16 protein-coding genes and 1 pseudogene are annotated in these 18,022 nt (G+C 71.1%); 13 read left to right on the top strand and 4 right to left on the bottom strand.

What is annotated here, in order from left to right; all coding sequences use genetic code 11:
- Window positions 1-110: 110 nt before the first annotated feature.
- On the top strand, window positions 111-839 hold the full coding sequence (locus N8I87_RS14040; RefSeq protein ID WP_263208795.1) for a hypothetical protein: 729 nt from the start codon (window positions 111-113) through the stop codon (window positions 837-839).
- Window positions 840-928: 89 nt separating this feature from the next.
- Here N8I87_RS14040 and N8I87_RS14045 read toward each other — a convergent pair whose 3' ends face one another.
- On the bottom strand, window positions 929-1,543 hold the full coding sequence (locus N8I87_RS14045; protein WP_263208796.1) for a biotin transporter BioY: 615 nt from the start codon (window positions 1,541-1,543) through the stop codon (window positions 929-931).
- A gap of 420 nt (window positions 1,544-1,963) precedes the next feature.
- On the opposite strand from N8I87_RS14045, the pseudogene N8I87_RS14050 reads away from it, so the two are divergent.
- Window positions 1,964-2,143: pseudogene (locus N8I87_RS14050) on the top strand (sugar kinase); the annotation flags it as partial.
- A gap of 160 nt (window positions 2,144-2,303) precedes the next feature.
- Here the strand turns inward: N8I87_RS14050 and N8I87_RS14055 are convergent.
- Window positions 2,304-2,912, bottom strand: coding sequence for a histidine phosphatase family protein (locus N8I87_RS14055; protein WP_263208797.1), 609 nt, complete (start codon window positions 2,910-2,912; stop codon window positions 2,304-2,306).
- Window positions 2,909-4,354: an FGGY-family carbohydrate kinase gene (locus N8I87_RS14060; protein WP_263208798.1), complete on the bottom strand. Its 1,446-nt coding sequence runs from the start codon at window positions 4,352-4,354 to the stop codon at window positions 2,909-2,911. The genes N8I87_RS14055 and N8I87_RS14060 overlap by 4 nt, the downstream gene beginning before the upstream one ends.
- A gap of 164 nt (window positions 4,355-4,518) precedes the next feature.
- Between N8I87_RS14060 and N8I87_RS14065 the strand changes: the two genes are divergently transcribed.
- From N8I87_RS14065 to N8I87_RS14105, 9 genes are read left to right on the top strand one after another with little or no spacing between them, the layout of a single operon-like run.
- Window positions 4,519-5,943, top strand: coding sequence for an ABC transporter substrate-binding protein (locus tag N8I87_RS14065; protein WP_263208799.1), 1,425 nt, complete (start codon window positions 4,519-4,521; stop codon window positions 5,941-5,943).
- A 6-nt stretch (window positions 5,944-5,949) separates the two neighbouring features.
- Window positions 5,950-6,846 (top strand): carbohydrate ABC transporter permease, encoded by an 897-nt coding sequence (locus N8I87_RS14070; RefSeq protein ID WP_263208800.1) that lies wholly within the window; start codon window positions 5,950-5,952, stop codon window positions 6,844-6,846.
- On the top strand, window positions 6,843-7,667 hold the full coding sequence (locus N8I87_RS14075; RefSeq protein ID WP_263208801.1) for a carbohydrate ABC transporter permease: 825 nt from the start codon (window positions 6,843-6,845) through the stop codon (window positions 7,665-7,667). Before N8I87_RS14070 ends, N8I87_RS14075 begins: the two co-directional genes overlap by 4 nt.
- On the top strand, window positions 7,664-8,764 hold the full coding sequence (locus N8I87_RS14080; RefSeq protein WP_263208802.1) for an ABC transporter ATP-binding protein: 1,101 nt from the start codon (window positions 7,664-7,666) through the stop codon (window positions 8,762-8,764). The genes N8I87_RS14075 and N8I87_RS14080 overlap by 4 nt, the downstream gene beginning before the upstream one ends.
- A complete protein-coding gene (locus tag N8I87_RS14085) occupies window positions 8,761-9,591 on the top strand; it encodes a DeoR/GlpR family DNA-binding transcription regulator (RefSeq protein ID WP_263208803.1) in 831 nt (276 codons plus the stop codon). The genes N8I87_RS14080 and N8I87_RS14085 overlap by 4 nt, the downstream gene beginning before the upstream one ends.
- Window positions 9,569-10,642: an ABC transporter ATP-binding protein gene (locus N8I87_RS14090; RefSeq protein WP_263208804.1), complete on the top strand. Its 1,074-nt coding sequence runs from the start codon at window positions 9,569-9,571 to the stop codon at window positions 10,640-10,642. Before N8I87_RS14085 ends, N8I87_RS14090 begins: the two co-directional genes overlap by 23 nt.
- Window positions 10,639-11,667 carry a 2-hydroxyacid dehydrogenase gene (locus N8I87_RS14095; protein WP_263208805.1) on the top strand — a complete coding sequence of 343 codons (1,029 nt, stop codon included), beginning with the start codon at window positions 10,639-10,641 and terminating at the stop codon, window positions 11,665-11,667. Before N8I87_RS14090 ends, N8I87_RS14095 begins: the two co-directional genes overlap by 4 nt.
- A 15-nt stretch (window positions 11,668-11,682) precedes the next feature.
- Window positions 11,683-13,107, top strand: a complete 1,425-nt coding sequence (locus N8I87_RS14100) for an FGGY-family carbohydrate kinase (RefSeq protein ID WP_263208806.1) — start codon at window positions 11,683-11,685, stop codon at window positions 13,105-13,107.
- Between the two features lie 9 nt (window positions 13,108-13,116).
- The gene (locus N8I87_RS14105) at window positions 13,117-13,323 is read left to right on the top strand and encodes a hypothetical protein (RefSeq protein ID WP_263208807.1); all 207 of its coding nucleotides are present in this window, start codon (window positions 13,117-13,119) and stop codon (window positions 13,321-13,323) included.
- A gap of 3 nt (window positions 13,324-13,326) precedes the next feature.
- Here the strand turns inward: N8I87_RS14105 and N8I87_RS14110 are convergent, their stop codons facing one another.
- On the bottom strand, window positions 13,327-13,971 hold the full coding sequence (locus N8I87_RS14110) for a DsbA family protein (protein WP_263208808.1): 645 nt from the start codon (window positions 13,969-13,971) through the stop codon (window positions 13,327-13,329).
- Window positions 13,972-14,131: 160 nt separating this feature from the next.
- On the opposite strand from N8I87_RS14110, the gene pepN reads away from it, so the two are divergent.
- The gene (gene pepN, locus N8I87_RS14115) at window positions 14,132-16,726 is read left to right on the top strand and encodes an aminopeptidase N (RefSeq protein WP_263208809.1); all 2,595 of its coding nucleotides are present in this window, start codon (window positions 14,132-14,134) and stop codon (window positions 16,724-16,726) included.
- Between the two features lie 178 nt (window positions 16,727-16,904).
- Complete coding sequence (locus N8I87_RS14120) at window positions 16,905-17,951, top strand: hypothetical protein (protein ID WP_263208810.1); 1,047 nt, start codon at window positions 16,905-16,907, stop codon at window positions 17,949-17,951.
- Window positions 17,952-18,022 lie beyond the last annotated feature (71 nt).

Here is an 18,022-nt window from a genome sequence, read left to right on the forward strand (position 1 = left end):
CACAATGGTCACACTTCGCGTCGTACCAGCATAGTGCGGAGAAATCTTGTGGTACCTCTTCAAGTACTGCGAATTCAGGCGCAGTCCAGGGGGTTGCAAGGGGGACGAACATGAGTTCTCGTCGTTTGACGGTCGTCGTGGGATCGCTGGTCACGGCATCTTTCTCCGCCGTGATGATCCTTCCGTTCACGGCCACCGCCGATGACCAGGGATCGGGAAGCAGCAAGGGGGGAAAGGCGGTTGACGAGGCACCGGCGGGCGTGAAGCTGAGCACGCTGCTGCCCGAGAAGATCTCGGTCGACAACAGTTCGCAAAAGACAGCGATTACCGCCACCGTCAAGAACGACGGCAGCAAGGACAGCGGTGACATCAGGCTTTTGGTGGTCGGTTTCGACGGCCTGAAGGTGACAGCTGTTCAGGGCTGTGACGCCATAGCGAAAAAGGATCTGCCCGCGGAATCGAACAGCGGTTTCAGTTGCCCGGTCGGCAATCTCGCGGCGGGCAAGTCCAAGTCGTATGACGTAGAAGCGACTTACGACCTGGGCAAGACGGGCAAGATCTGTCTGCCCGTCCAGACCACCGACGGGAAGAAGACCTTCTGGCAGCAGGGCCCGGTGCCCTTCGGTACGACGAACCCGTCGCCGAACGCCCCGGCCACCCCGCTGCTGCTCGGCACCGACAACAAGCCGGTGGCACCGGGCGGCGACCAACTGCCCAAGACCGGCGTGGGCCGTGACGTCCTGCCGCTCGGCGCGGCCGGCGCGGCGCTGATCACGGCGGGCGCGGCGGGGCTGTGGTGGTCACAGCGGCTGCCGCGGTCCGCCCGGCAGCGGGGCTGACGCGAACGGCCGCACTGCCCGACGGATTCTGTCGGGCAGTGCGGCCGTACTGCGGGCGCAGGAGGAACTTCGTCCCCCGGACTACGAAGTCACCGCTTGTCGGCGAACTTCCAGGCCGTGGGCAGCAGGCCCATCGCCAGGGCGGCCTTCAGGGCATCGCCGATGAGGAACGGGGTCAGGCCGTTCGCGATCGCCGCGGAGGCGGGCATGTCGGCGGCGTAGGCCAGGTAGGGGACGCCGACGGCGTAGATGATGGCCTCGCCGAGCAGCATCGTGCCCGCCGTGCGCAGTACGGAGCGGTCGGCGCCGCGGCGGGCCAGGGCTCCGACGACGGTGGAGGCCAGGATCATGCCGAGGATGTAGCCGAAGGAGACGGCACCCGCACCGGAGGTGCCGCTCGCGAACCACGGCACGCCGACGACACCCGCGAGCGCGTACAGCGCGAGGGAGAGGAAGCCGCGTCCGGCACCGAGGGACGTACCGACGAGCAGGGCGGCGAAGGTCTGGCCGGTCACCGGCACCGGGGAGCCGGGCACCGGGACGGAGATCTGGGCCGCGAGGCCGGTGAGCGCGGCGCCGCCGACCACGAGGGCGACATCGCGCACACGGATGGGGGCACCGCCCTGCTCGAGCGAAGCCGAGAGCTTGGGGGAGGGCAGGAGGTCGGCGAGGACTGCGCCGGGGCGGGCGGTGGCGGTGCTCATGGGGACTCCGCGGGTGTGGGCACGTTGGGACACCGTGACGCTATCCCGCCGCGCCGGAGTCGATCACCGTCAGCGCTCGACAAGGGGGGAACGGGGGCTTGGTGGGCTCCACACAAATGGCGCCTGATACACCGGGTTCGGCGTGATACCGATCACTGAGGTGGGGATGGCTGGCTCACTTCGCACGCCGTGGGCCGGATTGTGGGTTCCCGCCAAAGGAATCCTACTGCTCTGGTCGGATTCACCTTCCCTGCCGTACGCTTCCAGCCATGGTTGCCCAGGCCCGGAACTTGACGTCGCGTCGCTATGTCGACCTGCGACGCCAGGGCACGGCCACCTGTCGCCGTCCGGTCTGAGGCGCGGTCGCGACGCGCCTCGACGTCCGAGACGTGTCGGCCCCGTTCCGAAAGACGGTCAACCATGCCCCGTGCCACGGCACTCCTTCTCCCTTCCCCCATACCCCGAGCCGCCGACAGCGACCGGCGGCGGACCGGCGCCAGCCTCGTGCTGCGGTCCGTGCTGGAACACGGACCGGTGGCCCGCAGCACCATCGCCCGGCTGACCGGGCTGTCGCCCGCGTCCGTGACGGACTGCTGCAGCTGCAAGCTGTTTGCAATAAGAGGTTCGGAGGGGACCATACCCCGAGACGCCCTGCCTCGTGATCGTCTTCTCACCCTTCACGTGAGGCAGGCGGATGAGGGGACCGGCCCCGCGAGGACGTGACTCGTGGGGCCGGTCCTGTTCAGCGGGCCGGTCCTGGTCAGGGGCAGGGGACGTTGAGCGACAGCAGGGCCGTGGACCGGCCGTCGACGCGGATCTCGCTGACCGCCGCGTTGCGCAGTTGCGGGAAGACCCGGCGGTATCCGGCCAGGGGAATGCCCAGCAGTGAGCACAGCACCAGTCGCAGCAGGGTGTTGTGGGCGACGACCAGGACGCGCCCGCCGGGGTGGGCGGCGGCGATACGGCGCAGGGCCGCCGTGCCCCGGGCCGCGGCGGAGCGGGGGTCCTCGGCGCCGGGGAAGGGGTGGGCCACCGGATCGGCACGGAAGGCCTCCGCGGCGTCCGGGTTCTCGGCGGCGAACTCGGCGAGGGTACGGCCCTCCAGCACCCCGAAGTCGCACTCCCGCAGGCCGGGTTCGCGCCGTGCGGTGAGTCCCAGGGCGCGGCAGGCGGGCTCGGCGGTGACGATCGCCCGGGAGACGGTCGAGGTCCAGATCGCGTCGACCGGGTGCGCGGCGGCCCACCGGCCCAGCCGCTCGGCCTGTTCCCGGCCGGTGTCGGTGAGGGCGACGTCGCTGACTCCGGCGTAGCGGTTCTCGGCGTGCCAGACGGTCTGGCCGTGGCGGGCGAGGAGGAGGGTGGCGCTCATGAGTGTGCAGTATCGGCGTCGATGCGGCTCCGCGCATGCGCCGCGACCGGCGCGGGCAGCCAGCCCCTCGACTCCAGCGCGTCGAGGAGGCAGGCGTAGGGCTCGGTGAAGCGGGCCGTGCGGTCGGGGCGGGGTTCGACGACGGTACGGATGCGGACCATGCGGCCCGCGGCGTCCGCGAGGGTGTGCGCCGCGCCGGTGCCGTGGGCGGCCAACGCGGCCATTCCCAGGGCCGGTTCGGTCTGTTCGGGTACGCGGGCCGGGCGGGCCAGGATGTCGGCGCGCAGCTGGTTCCAGTAGGCGCTGCGGGCCGCTCCGCCGGTGAAGGCGAGGGGGCCGTCGAGCGGGGCGCCGAGATGGTGCAGACAGTCCAGGCAAAGGCGTTCGGTCAGGGCCACTCCCTGGAGGAGGGCGGCCCAGTGGTCGGCGTCCGACACGGGTTCGCCCAGGAGGAGGGCGGTGGCGTCGGGGGCCCGGAAGGGAAAGCGTTCGCCCCGCGACACCAGGGGGTACGCGAGCGCACCCGACGGCTCGAAGGCGGCGGCCGCGGCGTCCAGCGCGGCCGGGTCGGCGTCCGGGAAGCGGACCGTCAAGGCCCCGGCGCCGACGCTGGACGCACCTCCGGGCAGCCAGCTGCCGTCCGGTGCACGGTGGTTGTAGACCACGCCCGCCGTGTCGCGGACGGGCACCGAGGAGGCGCCCTTGAGGACGAGCGTCGTGCCGAGCACCGAGTTCCAGGCGCCCTCGCTCAGCGCGCCCGACGCGATCTGTGCCGCGCAGCCGTCGGTCATGCCGGCGATGACGGGCGTGCCGGCCGGAATCCCGGTGGCCTCGGCGGCGGACGGACAGACCTCGCCAAGACGGGTACCGGGCCGGACGACGTCGGGGAGCGCGTCCGCCGGAACACCGGTGCCGTCCGGCCAGACGTCGCGCTCGACGTCGTACGCCGTCTTGAGCGCATGGCTGGAATCGGTCGGGACCGTATGCCCGACCAGACGTGCGTTGATCACGTCCGGCTGATGGGTGACCCGGCCGGGGCCGTGGGCAGCGAGCAGCCACAGTGCCTTCGGCAGCGCCCAGGTGTCCTGCACCGCGAGCCCCGCCCTCCGCAGCCGCGCCGCCTCCGCCCCGGCCCGCCCGTCGTCGTACATCAGCGCCGGACTCACCGGCCGTCCCGCCGCATCCGTCAGCAGTACGGTCCCCGAGGTCCCGCACACCGCGACCCCGCCCACCCGGTGCCCGCCCCGCAAGGCGCCCCGGGAGGCGGCGCACACCCCGGCCCACCACTGGCCGGGATCCTGCTCGTGCCGCACCCCCTCCCGCCGCCCGCGCAGCTCGGCCGAGCCACGGCCCAGGACCCTGCCGTCGGCGGTGACGAGCAGCGCGCGGACGCCCTGTGTCCCCAGGTCGATCCCCAGCCATGCCGCGCCCTCGGACCTCATCCGGACCTCCCACATATCGCGTTGCGCGCTGTGAACTTCCCACTCTGCACCGATATTTCGTCCTGCACGAGGGATTGACGACCCTCCCCGACCGTTACACCCTCTGTTAGCGAGTCGACTCGACGTGTTAACCCGACCGGCCCCGACCCCCACGGAGGTCACGGATGGACAGGCACGCGCACGACCGCCGACGCTTCCTCGCCCTCGGCGCGGCCACCGCCGCGGCCCCGCTGCTCACGGCCTGCGGTGCCGGATTCGGCGGCGGCGACGACAAGAAGGGCGACGGCTCCGCCGCCGACGACGTCACCGGGTCGTTCGACTGGAAGCGCGAGCGAGGCAGGACCGTGAAGGCGCTGCTCAACAAGCACCCGTACACGGACGCCCTGATCGCCGACCTGAAGTCGTTCACCGCGAAGACCGGCATCGAGGTCGAGTACGACGTCTTCCCCGAGGACAACTACTTCGACAAGCTCACCGTCGACCTCTCCAGCGGGCGGGCCTCGTACGACGTCTTCATGCTCGGCGCGTACATGGTGTGGCAGTACGGGCCGCCGGGCTGGCTGGAGGACCTCGGCCCGTGGATGCGCAACTCCTCGGCCACCGGGGAGGAATGGGACCAGGCCGACTTCTTCCCGAACCTCCTCCAGGCCGACCAGTGGTCGCTGAAGGCGGGCGCCCCGCTCGGGCAGGGCGGCCAGTACGCGCTGCCCTGGGGCTGGGAGACGAACGTCGTCGCCTACAACACCGAGGTGTTCGGAAAGCTGGGGCTCAAACCCGCCGAGACCTTCGACGAGTTGCGCGAACTCGCCGGGGTGGTCAAGAGGAAGGCACCGGGTGCCGGTTTCGACGGGATGTACGGGATCGCCGTACGCGGCTCACGGAGCTGGGCCACCATCCACCCCGGCTTCATGACCATGTACGCCCGCAACGGCCTCCATGACTTCACGGTCTCCGGCGAGAAGCTCACACCCGCCATGAACACCCCGAAGGCCATCGCGTTCACCCGGGACTGGGCGGGCATGGTCAAGCAGGGCGGGCCGCCGTCCTGGACGTCGTACACCTGGTACCAGTGCTCCAGCGACCTCGGCGCGAAGAAGGCCGGGATGCTGTTCGACGCCGACACGGCCGCCTACTTCCAGGCCGTGAAGGGCGCCAGCCCCGCGTCCGGGAAGATCGCCTTCCACCCCGGCCCCAAGGGTCCGGACGGGTCGCTGGCCACCAACATGTGGATCTGGTCGCTCGGCATGAACGCCAGGAGCAAGCGGAAGAGCGCCGCCTGGCTGTTCCTGCAGTGGGCCACGGGCAAGGAGCACCTGCGCAAGGGGGCGATCACGTACAACCACATCGACCCGGTGCGGAAGTCCATCAGCCAGGACGGCGCCTACAAGGACAAGATGAGGCACCTGCCCGGCTTCATCGAGACCTTCGAGACGGTCGTCGACCAGACGAAGATCCAGTTCACCCCGCAGGCCCAGTTCTTCGACGCCACCACCAGCTGGGCCGCGGCTCTCCAGGAGATCTACGGCGGAAAGAGCGCAAAGTCCGTGCTCAACGGGCTGGCCGGTGATCTCGCGTCCAAGGTGGGTTGAGCGGCGATGGGTTGGCGGCTCGCCCTGCGCCCGTACCTCCTGATCGTCCCCGCGCTGCTGCTCACCTGCGGGATCCTCTACCCGTTCGGGCTCGGGCTGTACTACACGCTGTTCGACTTCTCGGCGAGCAAACCGCAGCCGGACATGGTCCGGTTCCACAACTACGAGACCGTCTTCGCCCAGGACGCCTTCTGGAACTCGGCGTGGGTGACCGTGCTGTACGCGGTCGGCGCGGCCGCCGTCGAGACCGTGCTCGGGGTCGCCGTCGCCCTGCTGCTGCACCGCTCCTCGCTCGTCGGCCGGATCCTGGAGAAGATCCTGATCCTGCCCCTGATGATCGCTCCTGTGATCGCGGCGATCATCTGGAAACTGATGCTCCAGCCGTCCGTCGGGGTGATCAACCACCTGCTGAAACCCTTCGGTCTCGGCGGGGTCCAGTGGACCGACACCCCGACGGGCGCACTGCTGTCGTCGATCGCCGTGGACGTCTGGGTCTACACCCCGTTCGTGGCGATCCTCGCCCTCGCCGGCCTGCGGTCGCTGCCCGCCTCCCCGTTCGAGGCGGCGGCCGTGGACGGCGCGGGCTGGTGGTACACCTTCCGGCGGCTGACCCTGCCGATGCTGTGGCCGTACGTACTCGTCGCGGTGATCTTCCGGTTCATGGACTCGTTGAAGGTGTTCGACATCATCTACGCCCTGACGGAAGGCGGACCGGGCGACTCGACCGTGGTCCTCCAGATCCGGGCGTACCTGGAGGCGATCCGCTTCCAGCGCTACAGCTTCGGGATCAGCTACACGATCGTGCTGTGGGCCGTGGTGTACCTGGCGGCGATGGTGCTGGTGCGCCATCTGGGCCGGATCCAGCGCAAGGCGGCGGAGGTGACGGAGGTGGCGGCCCGATGAAGCACCGCTGGCCGGGATGGCTGGCCGACGCGGCCCTCGTCCTCTACTTCGTCTTCGCGCTCTTCCCCGTCGCCTGGATGGTGATCCTCTCCCTGAAGCCCGCGGACCAGCTCTTCAGCACGTACTTCTCCTTCACCCCGACCCTCGACTCCTACCGGACGGTGCTCGGCGACAGCGAGGGCATCCCCTTCACCCGCTTCTTCGTCAACAGCCTGGTCGTGTCCCTGGGCGCGGTCGCGCTGTCCCTCGTGGTCGGGCTGCCGGCCGCGTACGCCTCGGCGCGCTGGCGGTTCAAGGGCTCCGAGAACCTGATGTTCACGCTGCTGTCGTTCCGGTTCGCGCCCGAACTCACCGTGATCATCCCGCTGTTCGTGCTGTACCAGAAGCTCGGGCTGTTCGACACCTACGTCGGCATGGTGTGGGTGCTGCAACTGGTCACCCTGCCTCTGATCGTATGGATCATGCGGTCGTACTTCGCCGACCTCACCCCGGAGCTGGAGCAGGCGGCGCTGCTCGACGGCTACACCCGCAAACAGGCCTTCTTCAAGGTGGCGCTGCCACTGGTCAAGCCCGGGATCGCGGCCGTGTCGCTGCTGGCCTTCATCTTCGCCTGGAACAACTTCGTCTTCCCGCTCATCCTCACCTCCAACGAGGCCCAGACCGTGACCGTGGGCGCGCTGTCCTTCCTCGGCGGCGACCGGCCCAAGTACAACCTCACGGCCGCGGCCGCGCTGGTGTCCGTCGTACCGCCGCTGCTGCTCGCCCTCACCATCCAGCGGTATCTGGTGCGGGGCCTGTCCTTCGGGGCGGTCAAGTCGTGAGCACGGTGATCGGACTGTGGGGAGTGCGCAAGGCGTTCGGCAAGGTCACCGCGCTCGACGGACTCGAACTCGCCGTGCGGGAAGGCGAGTTCTTCTGCCTCCTGGGTCCGTCGGGCGCGGGCAAGACGACGACTCTGAAGACCGTCGCCGGACTCGAACCGCCCGACTCCGGCACGGTCGAGATCGACGGCAGGGACATGCGCGGGGTGGAGCCGTACGACCGTGGCGTGGCCATGTGCTTCGAGAGCTATGCGCTCTATCCGCACCGCTCGGCGTACGACAACCTGGTCTCGCCGCTGCGCTCGCCCCGGTACCGGCTGCCCGCCGCCGAGGCACGCGAGCGGGTCGGCGCCGTCGCCGAACTCCTCGGCATCAGCGGTCTGCTGGACCGTCCGGTGGGCCAGTTGTCGAACGGGCAGCGGCAGCGCGTCGCCCTCGGCCGGGTGCTGGTCCGCCCGGCCCGCGCCTTCCTCCTAGACGAGCCCCTCTCCCACCTCGACGCCAAGCTGCGCCAGCAGATGCGGGCCGAGCTGAAGGCGATCGGCGCGGTGCGGCGCACGACCACGCTGTACGTCACCCACGATTCCGTCGAGGCGCTGGCGCTCGGGGACCGGATCGGGGTGATCCGGGACGGGCGGATCGTGCAGACGGGCACCCGGGAGGACATCTGGTACCGGCCGTGCGACACGGAGGTCGCGCGGGCCTTCGGGCGGCCCCGGATCAATCTGCTGCCGGGGACGGTGACGGCCGACGGGGGCTTCCGGTCGGCGGACGGGAAGGTCGAACTGCCGCTGCGGGAGCGGGCTCCGGTGGGCGCCGACGTTCTGGTCGGCCTGCGCCCCCGGGACATCGCGCTGGGCGGGGAGGGGCACGAGCTCACCGGCACCGTCTATGTCACCGAGGTGCTCGGACGCGCCGTCGAGGTCGCCGTACGGCTCGGCGGGCAGCGTCTGTCGCTCGTCGCGCCCCGCAGCGCGGCCGCGCGACTGCGTCCCGACGACCCGGTACGGCTCACCGTAAGGCCTGAGAACCTGCTGCTGTTCGAGGCCGACGGGCCCACGGGCCCAGGACGACGGATCGGGAAGAGCGTGCGATGAGCAGCAGCAGTGCACAGCAGCAGGGGCCCGCGGCCCGGCAGGCCGCCATGGCCGAACTCGTACTGGCCGACGGCTCGGCGACGGCGGCCGAGCTCGCCGGGCGTTTCGGGGTGAGTCTGATGACCATCCACCGGGACCTCGACGAACTCGAACGGCAGGGCATCGTAAGGAAGTTCCGGGGCGGGGTGACCGCCCAGCCGTCCGGGGTTTTCGAGTCGAACGTGCAGTACCGGCTGAAGACGATGCGGGCGCAGAAGGCCGCCGTCGCCGAGCGGGCGCTGAAGTCGATAGAGCCCGGTATGGCGATCCTCCTCGACGACTCCACCTCCACCCTGGAGATGGCGCGCAGGCTGCGGCTCGGCGAGATCACCCCGCTCACGGTCGTCACCAACTTCCTGGAGGCGATCAACCTGCTCTCCGGTCAGCGGGGCATCCATCTGATGGCCCTGGGCGGCGACTACGACCCGCTGCACTCCTCCTTCCTCGGGGTGTCCTGCGTGGAGGCGGTGCAGCAGTTGCGGGTGGACGTGTGCTTCGCGTCGACGTCGGCCGTGCACGGCGGCTACGCCTACCACCAGGAGCAGCACATCGTGTCGGTGAAGCGGGCGATGCTCGACTCGGCCGCCCGCAACGTCCTGCTGGTAGACCACACCAAGCTGGGCCGGGTCGCCCTGCACCGGGTCGCTCCCCTCTCCCGCTTCGGCCTGCTCCTGGTCGACGACGGGGCGTCGCCGGAGGCGCTGCGTGACCTGGACGAGCACAAGGTGCGTTACGAGGTGTGCGCGACGAATCCGAAGGAGGGCGATGACGGCGCTGGAGTTACGTGAGCTGCGCAAGACCTACCGGTCGCGGAGGCGTCCGGCCGTGGACGCGGTGCGCGGGATCGATCTCGCGCTCGGCTCCGGGGAGCTGCTCGGGCTGCTCGGTCCCTCCGGCTGCGGCAAGTCCACCACGCTGCGGATGATCGCGGGCCTGGAGACGGTGACCGGCGGGGACATCCTGGTCGGCGGTGCGTCGGTGGTGGCCCGCCCCGCGCAGGCCCGCAACATCGGGGTGGCGTTCGAGAACTACGCGCTGTATCCGCCGCTGACGGTCGCGGAGAACCTGGCGTTCGGGCTGAAGGCCCGCCGCAGGGGCGCGCGGGGCGACGTGGCCCGCAAGGTCGCCGAGATCGCCGAGCGGGTCGATCTCACCGGTATCCTCGGCGCCCGCCCGGCCGGCCTGTCCAGCGGCCAGAAGCAGCGCGTCTGTCTGGCCCGCGCCCTGGTCCGCGAACCGGACGTGCTCCTGCTCGACGAGCCGCTCTCCCATCTGGACGCGGCCCAGCGCGACACCACCCGCCGCGAACTCAAGCGCATCCAGCGTGACCTGGGCCACACCACCATCCTGGTCACGCACGACCAGGAGGAGGCGCTCTCCCTCGCCGACCGGATCGCGGTGATGCGGGACGGCGTGATCCAGCAGTTGGGCACGCCGTACGAGATCTACGACAGCCCCGCCAACACGTTCGTCGCGGACTTCGTGGGCGAGCCCGCGATCAATCTGCTGCCCGGCATCGCGACCGACGACGGCCACGCCCGGCTGTCGGCCACCGTGCGGATCGCGCTGCCGGTGCCGGTCGCGCCGGGCCGCGAGGTGGTGCTCGGGATCCGCCCCGAGGACCTGGAGATCACTGGGTCGCACGGCATGCCCGCCCGGGTCGTGGTCCATGAACCGCTCCTGGAATCGGGCATCGCCACCCTCGCCCTCGACGGGGTGGAGCGGCACCCGGTCGTCCTCACCGGGCCCGAGGTGCGGCTCGCGCACGACGAGCGCGTCCGGGTGGCGGCCGGGCTCACCCATGTCTTCGACGCCGAGACGGGAGACTCCCTGCGATGACCTTCGGGACCAGCGTGTGTGTCGTGGCCGCCGGTGACCATTTCGTGCTGCCGTCACTGATCAGGGAGGCGGTCCTTCGCGAACACCCCTGTGAGGTACGGGAACTGACCCTCGGCTGGCCGCTCGAACCCTTCGGCCCGGTGGCCGAGGTGGCGGAGGCGAGCGACGCCGAGGACGAGCTGATCGACGCGCTCGCGCGCGCGCAGGTGCTGGTCACCCAGATGGGCCCGGTGACGGAACGCGTCCTGGGCGCCTGCCCGGAGCTGCGGCTGGTCGTCGTGTGCCGGGGCGGCCCGGTCAACGTCAACCTGGACGCGGCGAAGCGGCACGACGTACGGGTGTGCTTCGCGCCCGGCCGCAATGCCGCTGCCACCGCCGAGTTCACCGTCGGCCTGGTGCTGGCGGCCCTGCGCCGCATCCCGCAGGCGCACGGGCTCCTCGCCGGGAAGGGGAGCTGGGCAGGGGCCGCCTACTACACCTATGAGCACAGCGGTCTGGAGCTGGAGGACCTGCCGGTCGGCCTGGTCGGATACGGCGCGGTGGGCAGTCGTGTCGCACGGGCGCTGTGCGCGTTCGGGGCGCGGGTGACGGTGTACGACCCGTATGTGCGCGGTGAGATCCACGGCCTGCGCGTCGCCTCCCTCGACGAACTCCTGCGCCGCTGCCGGGTGCTCACCCTGCACGCCCGGCTCACGCCCGAGACACGCGGCCTGATCGGCGCCCGTGAGCTGGCGCTGCTGCCGCCGGGCGCGGTGCTGGTGAACGCGGCCCGTGGTCCGCTGGTGGACGAGGACGCGCTGTGCGACGCGCTGGAGGCGGGCCGGCTGTCGGCGGCGGCCCTGGACACCTACGCCCATGAGCCGTTGCCGTCCGGTTCACGGCTGGTCGCCCTCGCCGACCGGGTGGTCCTCACCCCGCATCTGGGCGGGGCCAGCCGGGCGGTGGCGGAGAAGGCCGCGCGGATCGCGGCCGCGGAGGTGGGGCGCTGGGTGCGCGGCGAGCCGTTGGCGCACTGTCTGACCTGATGGCCGGGAGGGGCTATGTACGTCGGAATCGATGTGGGCACGTCCTTGGTGAAAGCCGCCGCGTTCGACGCCGGAGGTCGTGAACTGGCCGTCGAGGCACGGCCGGTGGGGCTCGATCTGCACGACGGCTCGGTCGAGCAGGACATGGAGGAGGTGTACGCGGCGGTCGTCGCCGTGCTCGACGCGGTGACGGCGCGGGTGCCGGAGCCGGTGGAGCTGGCGGGGCTCACCGGACAGGGCGACGGGGTGTGGCTGGTCGACGGCGAGGGGCGGCCGGTGCGGGCGGCGGCCTCCTGGATGGACGGCCGGGCACACGAGCTGCTGGACCAGTGGCTGGCGGACGGCACCTTCGAGACGGTGTTCCGGCGGACCGGCAGCGCCATGTTCCCGGGCTGCCCCGGCCCGCTGCTGGCCTGGTTCGACCGCTACGAGCCGAAGTCCCTGGACGCGGCGGCCGCGGCCGTCTACTGCAAGGACATGGTCTTCCAGCGGCTGACGGGCGGGGCACGAGCCACGACGGATGTGTCGGACGCCTCGATGCCGTTCCTGGACCCGCGCACCCGGTCGTACGACAACCGGGTCGTCGAGCTCCTGGGCCTGGCCCACCGGCGGGGCCTGCTGCCCGTGATCAGTGATCCGGTGGCGACGGCCAGGGCGCGCGGCACGGGTCTGCCGCCCGGCACCCGGCTGGCGAACGGGCCGTACGATCTGCCCGCCTGCGCGCTGGGCGCCGGAGTCACCGCCCCCGGCGACGGTCTGCTGATCGTCGGCACCTGTCTGGCCGCCCTGGTGGCCACCGCCGAGGTGGATCTGACCGGCGAGCCGGCCGGTCTGTACATCTCCACCGACCGCCCCGGGCACTGGCTGCGCGCGATGCCCGCGATGGTCGGCACGGCGGCCCTGGACTGGGTGCTGTCCACGACGCGCGTCCGGCACGAGGAGGTGGACGCGCTGCTGGCCGAGACCCCGCCCGGCGCCCACGGCGTCCGCGTGCTCCCGTACTTCGCGCCGTCCGGCGAGCGCGCCCCCTTCGTCGACCCCGCTCTGCGCGCCGAACTGACCGGGGTCTGTCTGGAGTCGACGCCCGCCGATCTGATCCGCGCGACCTGCGAGGGCATCGGCTACGCGGCCCGGCACTGTCTGGCGGCGGCGGGTCTGACGGGCACGCTGGCGGTGTGCGGCGGGGGTACCCGCAGTCCCGCCTGGATGCGGCTGCTCGCGGATGTGCTGGGCCGTCCGCTGCGGGTGGTGGAGGGCGAGGTGGGCGCCCGGGGCGCGGTCCTCGCGGCGGCTCAGCGGTACGGGATCACGCTCGACACCGCCGCCTGGACCGGCCCGACGGCGGTCGTCGAACCGGACCCGGGGCGGGCGGCGTACTACGCGAAGGGGTACGAGGAGCACCTGGCGCGGCTGGCCCGGGTACGGGGAGCACGGAAGTAGGGAGCGCACATGGAGTTCAAGCGGTGCCCGAGCTGCGGCGGGCCCCTTCAGGCGTTCCGTGACCTCACCGAGGAGGAGAAGGGGCACGTCCGAAAGGAGAAGCCGGACTTCGCGCCGGAGGCGTACATCCGCTGCACCCGGGAGGGGTGCCGTCGTTACCAGCGCAAGCTGAAATGGAACGACGGCGGATACTTCCCCCCGCCCGAGCCGGTCTGAGGATCAGAGGTTGCTGAAGTCGGGGCCCTTGGTGCGGGTCCGCTTGATCTCGTAGAAGCCGGGGACGGAGGCGACCTCGAGGGTGCCGTCCCACAGGCGGGCCGCCTCCTCGCCCTGGGGGGCGGGCGTGACGACCGGGCCGAAGAAGGCGATCTCCTCGCCGGCGGGGCCGGGGACGGAGATGACCGGGGTGCCGACCTCCTGGCCGACCTTGTCGATGCCCTCCTTGTGGGAGGCGCGCAGCTCGGCGTCGTAGGTGTCCTTGTCGCCGTACTCGATCAGGTCCGCGGGCAGGTCCGCGTCGGCGAGGGCGGCGGCGATGCTGTCGCGGTTCACCCCGAGGCCCTCGTTGTGGAAGCGGGTGCCGAGCGCGGTGTAGAGCCTGCCGACCACGTCGTCGCCGTGCAGCTGCTGGGCCGCGGTCACCACCCGGACCGGCCACCAGGTCCTGCCGCCGGGGCGCATGTTCTCGGCGTAGTCCTCCGGGAGCTCGTCCAGCCTGTTCTCGTTGAGCACCGACAGGCTCATCACATGCCAGCGGACCTCGATGTCGCGGACCTTCTCCACCTCCAGAACCCAGCGTGAGGTCATCCAGGCCCAGGGGCACACCGGGTCGAACCAGAAGTCGACGGGGGTCTTCTCCGACATGTCTCTCCTCAAGGGGAACGCTTACCCGTATTCCGGTGAGAACGTCCCGGTCCACCTGGCCATTCCCGGCTGCCCCCTGTCAGGGGCGCATGGCAGGATCGGTCCTGTTCAGCCGTCATCGGCAAGCCGTCCTTGCACGCGACCACGAGGGAGTGCACCCGTGCCCGGTGAGAATCTGTCCCGCGACGAGGCCCGGGAGCGGGCCGCCCTGCTGTCCGTCGACGGGTACGACGTGTCCCTGGACCTCAGGTCCGCCGTCGACGCCGGGGACGGCGATCCGCGCACCTTCCGCTCGGTCACCACGATCCGCTTCCGCTGCAACGAGCCGGGAGCGTCGAGCTTCGCGGATCTGATCGCGCCGAGTGTGACCGCCGTCTCGCTCAACGGCAAGGACCTCGACCCGAGCGAGGTCTTCGACGGCTCCCGGATCGCCCTGGAGGACCTGGCCGCCGAGAACGAGCTGATCGTCGACGCGCGGTGCGCCTACTCCCGCACCGGCGAGGGCATGCACCGCTTCGTCGACCCCGAGGACGGCGAGGTCTACCTCTACACCCAGTACGAGCCGGCCGACGCCCGCCGTGTCTTCGCGGACTTCGAGCAGCCGGACCTCAAGGCCCCGTTCCGCTTCGAGGTGCGGGCGCCGGAAGGCTGGACGGTGTGGAGCAACGGCGCGGGCGAACTCGCCGACGGGGTCTGGCGGTTCGCGGAGACGAAGCCGATCTCGACGTACATCACCTGCGTGGTGGCGGGCCCGTACCACTATGTGACCGACTCCTACGAGCGGGTCCTCGAGGACGGCGCGCGTCTGGAGATCCCCCTCGGCGCCATGTGCCGCAAGGGCCTCGCGCCCTACTTCGAGGCCGACGACGTCTTCCTGATCACCAAGCAGGGCCTGGACTTCTTCCACGACCACTTCGACTACCCGTACCCGTTCGGGAAGTACGACCAGGCTTTCGTGCCCGAGTACAACCTGGGCGCTATGGAGAACCCGGGCCTGGTGACCTTCCGCGAGGAGTACATCTTCCGCGGGAAGGTGACCCAGGCCTCGTACGAGGCGCGGGCCAACGTCATCCTGCACGAGATGGCGCACATGTGGTTCGGCGACCTGGTCACCATGGAGTGGTGGGACGACCTGTGGCTCAAGGAGTCCTTCGCGGACTTCATGGGCACCTTCGCGAACGTCGGCGCGACCCGGTTCGCCAACGCCTGGGTCACCTTCGCGAACCGTCGCAAGGCCTGGGCGTACCGCGCGGACCAGCTGCCCTCCACGCACCCGATCACGGCGGACATCCGCGATCTGCAGGACGCCAAGCTGAACTTCGACGGCATCACCTACGCCAAGGGCGCGAGTGTGCTGAAGCAGCTGGTGGCGTACGTCGGCCAGGACGCGTTCCTGGAGGGCGCGCGGCGCTACTTCAAGCGGAACGCGTACGGCAACACGCGCCTGGGCGATCTGCTGTCGGTGCTGGAGGAGACGAGCGGCCGGGACATGGCGGCCTGGGCCCGCTCCTGGCTCCAGACGGCCGGGGTCAACTCGCTGACCCCGCAGGTGCTGCTGGACGCGGAGGGCCGGGTGAGCGAACTCGCGGTGCTCCAGGAGGCCCCGGAATCACACCCTGAGCTGCGTCCGCACCGGGTCGCGGTCGGCCTGTACCGCCGTACGCCCGAGGGGGCGCTGGAGCGGTACGCGCGCGTGGAGGCGGACGTCGAGGGTGCGCGCACGGTCGTGCCGCACCTCGCGGGCGCCGAGGCCCCGGAACTGGTCCTGGTCAACGACGACGACCTGACGTACTGCAAGATCCGGCTGGACGAGACCTCGCTCGCGGCCCTGGGCGAGCACCTGGGAGCGGTGACCGATCCGCTGGCCCGGGCGCTGTGCTGGTCGGCGCTGTGGAACATGACGCGGGACGCGCTGCTGCCGGCCCGGGACTTCGTGGATCTGATGCTGCGTCACGCGGCCCGCGAGTCGGACATCGGCGTCCTGCAGATGCTGCACGCGTGGGCGAACTCGGCGCTGGTGCACTACGCGGCGCCCGAGTGGCGGGCCACGGGTGAGCGTCTGCTGGCGGACGGGGCGCTCGCGGAGCTGCGGCAGGCCGAGCCGGGCAGTGAGCACCAGCTGGCGTGGGCGCGGTTCTTCGCGACGGTCGCGTCGGGCGAGGCGGACCTCCAGCTGCTCCGGGGTCTGCTGGAGGGCACGGACAAGATCGACGGGCTGGAGGTGGACCAGGAGCTGCGCTGGGCGCTCCTGGAGCCGCTCGCGGCCCAGGGGGTCGCGGACGAGGCGGTCCTGGCGGCCGAGTTGGCCCGTGACGACACCGCCTCCGGCAAGCGTCACCAGGTCCGCTGCCTCGCCGCCCGCCCCTCGGCCGCGGTGAAGGCGCAGGCGTGGGCGCAGGTGGTGGAGTCGGACGCGCTGTCCAACGCGCTGGTCGGGGCGACGATCGCGGGCTTCGCGCAGCCGTCGCAGCGGGAGCTGACGGCGCCGTACACGCAGAAGTACTTCGCCGCGATCGAGCGGGTGTGGACGGACCGGTCGATCCAGATCGGCATGGACGTGGTCCAGGGCCTGTTCCCGTCCCTCCAGGACTCGCCGGAGACGCTGGACGCGACGGACGCGTGGCTCGACGCCCACAAGGACGCGGCTCCGGCGCTGCGCCGACTGGTGTTCGAGGCGCGGGACGACCTCGCACGAGCGCTGCGTGGACAGGCGTGCGACGCGGCGACCTCTGGCCAAAGCCTGGCCCGTCAGTGACCGTTACGGAATTCAGGCAATAACAGCCGTAACCCCTGGTCCACACCCGAACGGACCAGGGGTTTTCGGTGCCTATTCGGCACCCGAACACCCGTCCTTTAGTACCACCTTGTCCGCATTCATCGACGGGCGTGTAACAGCGGTTCAGGGACGGACGGGGCGCGGGAATCTCGACGGCATGACGCACAACACCCCGCTCTCCCCCCGCCCCGTACGCCGCCTCCCCGAGGTGCGCCGCCGGGTGATGCCGACGGCCCAGCTGCGCGCCCACGGCATCTCGACGGCCGAACTCAACGAGCGGTGCCGCCCCGGCGGCGCCTGGCGGCAGCTCCTCCCCGGCATCGTCCTGCTCCACCCCGGTCCGCCCACGAGCGAGGAGCGCCTGCACGCGGCACTGCTGTACGCGGCACGCGAATCGGCGGCGGGAATGCCGGGGGTGCCGTCCCAGCCGAGCGCGGACGAACCGCACCGCCCGGTGTACAAGGAGGCGATGATCACGGGCCTGGCGGCCCTGGCCCTGTACGGCTTCGCCTCCGCTCCCCCGCTCACCTCGCTGGACCGCATCGACGTACTGGTCCCGCGGCTGCGCCGGCTGCGCACGACGGGCTGCGTCCGCATCCTGCGCACCCCGGCCCTGCCCACCCCCCGCCAGGTCACCGGGCTCCCGGTCGCCCCGGTGGCCCGCGCCCTGGCCGACGCGGTGGCGGAACTGACCGAGGGCAGCGCCGTACGCCGGCTGCTGACCGAGGCGGTACGCGCCGGCCACTGCGAACCGGCGGCGGTGGTACGCGAGTTGACCCAGGCGAAGCTGCTGAGCCGGCCGCACGTGGTGGACGCGGTGGACTCGCTCGTGGCCGAGGGCAGGGCGATGGCGGAGGACCGCCTGTACCGGATGGTGCGTGAGTACGGCCTTCCCGACCCGGTCTGGAACGTGGACCTGAGGCTCCCGGGCGGTCCTCACCTCGGCGGCCTGGACGCGTACTGGCCCGATCAGGCGGTCGCGGTGGAACTGGACACCCGGGCCCCGCGCCAGGACGACGACGTCCTGTGGTCGGAGTACGCCCGCAAGCGCGAGCACCTGGAGCGCCTGGGCATCACGGTCGTCCACATCACCCCCAGGAAGCTCAGGCACTCCCCGGAACAGCAGGCGGCGGTGGTGCGCACGGCCCTGATGGCCTCGAACGACCGCGAGCCGGCCGCGTATGTCCTGGTACTGCCCCGATAGGGACGCACCGGGGGCAACAGGAGGGGAGAGGAGGGGCCACCGGCCGACTGCCGGGGCCCCTCCTCGTCGTA

The organism is Streptomyces sp. HUAS 15-9, from assembly GCF_025642155.1.
In the GTDB taxonomy this organism is placed as follows: domain Bacteria; phylum Actinomycetota; class Actinomycetes; order Streptomycetales; family Streptomycetaceae; genus Streptomyces.

Excerpts from the sequence above, each read along its gene's own strand:
- N8I87_RS14040 (WP_263208795.1), top strand. The coding sequence starts at position 111 with ATGAGTTCTCGTCGTTTGACGGTCGTCGTGGGATCGCTGGTCACGGCA.
- N8I87_RS14045 (WP_263208796.1), bottom strand. The coding sequence starts at position 1,543 with ATGAGCACCGCCACCGCCCGCCCCGGCGCAGTCCTCGCCGACCTCCTG.
- N8I87_RS14055 (WP_263208797.1), bottom strand. The coding sequence starts at position 2,912 with ATGAGCGCCACCCTCCTCCTCGCCCGCCACGGCCAGACCGTCTGGCAC.
- N8I87_RS14060 (WP_263208798.1), bottom strand. The coding sequence starts at position 4,354 with ATGAGGTCCGAGGGCGCGGCATGGCTGGGGATCGACCTGGGGACACAG.
- N8I87_RS14065 (WP_263208799.1), top strand. The coding sequence starts at position 4,519 with ATGGACAGGCACGCGCACGACCGCCGACGCTTCCTCGCCCTCGGCGCG.
- N8I87_RS14070 (WP_263208800.1), top strand. The coding sequence starts at position 5,950 with ATGGGTTGGCGGCTCGCCCTGCGCCCGTACCTCCTGATCGTCCCCGCG.
- N8I87_RS14075 (WP_263208801.1), top strand. The coding sequence starts at position 6,843 with ATGAAGCACCGCTGGCCGGGATGGCTGGCCGACGCGGCCCTCGTCCTC.
- N8I87_RS14085 (WP_263208803.1), top strand. The coding sequence starts at position 8,761 with ATGAGCAGCAGCAGTGCACAGCAGCAGGGGCCCGCGGCCCGGCAGGCC.
- N8I87_RS14090 (WP_263208804.1), top strand. The coding sequence starts at position 9,569 with ATGACGGCGCTGGAGTTACGTGAGCTGCGCAAGACCTACCGGTCGCGG.
- N8I87_RS14095 (WP_263208805.1), top strand. The coding sequence starts at position 10,639 with ATGACCTTCGGGACCAGCGTGTGTGTCGTGGCCGCCGGTGACCATTTC.
- N8I87_RS14100 (WP_263208806.1), top strand. The coding sequence starts at position 11,683 with ATGTACGTCGGAATCGATGTGGGCACGTCCTTGGTGAAAGCCGCCGCG.
- N8I87_RS14105 (WP_263208807.1), top strand. The coding sequence starts at position 13,117 with ATGGAGTTCAAGCGGTGCCCGAGCTGCGGCGGGCCCCTTCAGGCGTTC.
- N8I87_RS14110 (WP_263208808.1), bottom strand. The coding sequence starts at position 13,971 with ATGTCGGAGAAGACCCCCGTCGACTTCTGGTTCGACCCGGTGTGCCCC.
- N8I87_RS14120 (WP_263208810.1), top strand. The coding sequence starts at position 16,905 with ATGACGCACAACACCCCGCTCTCCCCCCGCCCCGTACGCCGCCTCCCC.